At 52.3% G+C, this 2,376-nt stretch carries 1 rRNA gene; it reads left to right on the plus strand.

Annotated features, from left to right (window positions below):
- Positions 1-2,352, plus strand: a 23S ribosomal RNA gene (locus tag LZP73_RS19085); the annotation flags it as partial.
- Positions 2,353-2,376: the final 24 nt, after the last annotated feature.

A 2,376-nucleotide genomic window follows, 5' to 3' on the forward strand; every position in this document is an offset into this window, starting at 1 on the left:
GTGACTGCGTACCTTTTGTATAATGGGTCAGCGACTTACATTTTGTAGCGAGGTTAAGCGAATAGCGGAGCCGTAGGGAAACCGAGTGTTAACTGCGCGTTTAGTTGCAAGGTGTAGACCCGAAACCCGGTGATCTAGCCATGGGCAGGTTGAAGGTTGAGTAACATCAACTGGAGGACCGAACCGACTAATGTTGAAAAATTAGCGGATGACTTGTGGCTGGGGGTGAAAGGCCAATCAAACCGGGAGATATCTGGTTCTCCTCGAAAGCTATTTAGGTAGCGCCTCGAGCGAATACCACTGGGGGTAGAGCACTGTTAAGGCTAGGGGGTCATCCCGACTTACCAACCCTTTGCAAACTCCGAATACCAGTGAGTACTACTCGGGAGACAGACGGCGGGTGCTAACGTCCGTCGTCAAAAGGGAAACAACCCAGACCGTCAGCTAAGGTCCCAAAGTACTAGCTAAGTGGGAAACGATGTGGGAAGGCTTAGACAGCTAGGATGTTGGCTTAGAAGCAGCCATCATTTAAAGAAAGCGTAATAGCTCACTAGTCGAGTCGGCCTGCGCGGAAGATGTAACGGGGCTAAGCTAGTCACCGAAGCTACGGGTACATGCCATTAGGCGTGTGCGGTAGAGGAGCGTTCTGTAAGCCGTTGAAGGTGAAGGGGTAACCCACGCTGGAGGTATCAGAAGTGCGAATGCTGACATGAGTAACGATAAAGGGGGTGAAAAACCCCCTCGCCGGAAGACCAAGGGTTCCTGTCCAACGTTAATCGGGGCAGGGTGAGTCGACCCCTAAGGCGAGGCCGAAAGGCGTAGTCGATGGGAAACGGGTTAATATTCCCGTACTTTCGCTAACTGCGATGGAGAGACGGAGAAGGCTAGGCTAGCGCGGCGTTGGTAGTCCGCGTTTAAGGTGGTAGGCTGATTTCTTAGGCAAATCCGGGAAATCTTAAGGCCGAGAGCTGATGACGAGGTCCCACGGGACTGAAGTAGTTGATGCCATGCTTCCAGGAAAATCTTCTAAGCTTCAGGTTAGCGGGAATCGTACCCCAAACCGACACAGGTGGTCGGGTAGAGAATACCAAGGCGCTTGAGAGAACTCGGCTGAAGGAACTAGGCAAAATGGTACCGTAACTTCGGGAGAAGGTACGCTGCTGTTGGTGATGGGACTTGCTCCCTAAGCTGACGGCAGTCGCAGATACCAGGTGGCTGCAACTGTTTATCAAAAACACAGCACTGTGCAAAATCGCAAGATGACGTATACGGTGTGACGCCTGCCCGGTGCCGGAAGGTTAATTGATTGGGTTATCTTCGGAGAAGCTCATGATCGAAGCCCCGGTAAACGGCGGCCGTAACTATAACGGTCCTAAGGTAGCGAAATTCCTTGTCGGGTAAGTTCCGACCTGCACGAATGGCGTAATGATGGCCACGCTGTCTCCAGCCGAGACTCAGTGAAGTTGAAATTGCGGTGAAGATGCCGTATACCCGCGGCTAGACGGAAAGACCCCGTGAACCTTTACTATAGCTTGGCACTGAACATTGAACCTACATGTGTAGGATAGGTGGGAGACTTTGAAGTTGGGACGCTAGTCCTGATGGAGTCGTCCTTGAAATACCACCCTTGTAGTTTTGATGTTCTAACTCTGGCCCCTTATCGGGGTTGAGGACAGTGCCTGGTGGGTAGTTTGACTGGGGCGGTCTCCTCCCAAAGAGTAACGGAGGAGCACGAAGGTTGGCTAAGTACGGTCGGACATCGTACGGTTAGTGCAATGGCATAAGCCAGCTTAACTGCGAGACATACACGTCGAGCAGGTACGAAAGTAGGTCATAGTGATCCGGTGGTTCTGAATGGAAGGGCCATCGCTCAACGGATAAAAGGTACTCCGGGGATAACAGGCTGATACCGCCCAAGAGTTCATATCGACGGCGGTGTTTGGCACCTCGATGTCGGCTCATCACATCCTGGGGCTGAAGTCGGTCCCAAGGGTATGGCTGTTCGCCATTTAAAGTGGTACGCGAGCTGGGTTCAGAACGTCGTGAGACAGTTCGGTCCCTATCTGCCGTGGGCGTTGGATGATTGAAGGGAGCTGCTCCTAGTACGAGAGGACCGGAGTGGACGAACCGCTGGTGTTCGGGTTGTCATGCCAATGGCATTGCCCGGTAGCTACGTTCGGAATCGATAACCGCTGAAAGCATCTAAGCGGGAAGCGAGCCCTAAGATGAGTCATCCCTAGGACTATAAGTCCTCTAAAGAGCCGTTCGAGACTAGGACGTTGATAGGCATGGTGTGTAAGCGTTGTGAGGCGTTGAGCTAACATGTACTAATGACTCGTGAGGCTTAACCATACAACCCAGATGGGTTTTACTGAA

Source organism: Shewanella sp. AS16 (assembly GCF_021412365.1).
GTDB classification, from domain to species: Bacteria; Pseudomonadota; Gammaproteobacteria; order Enterobacterales; family Shewanellaceae; genus Shewanella; species Shewanella salipaludis.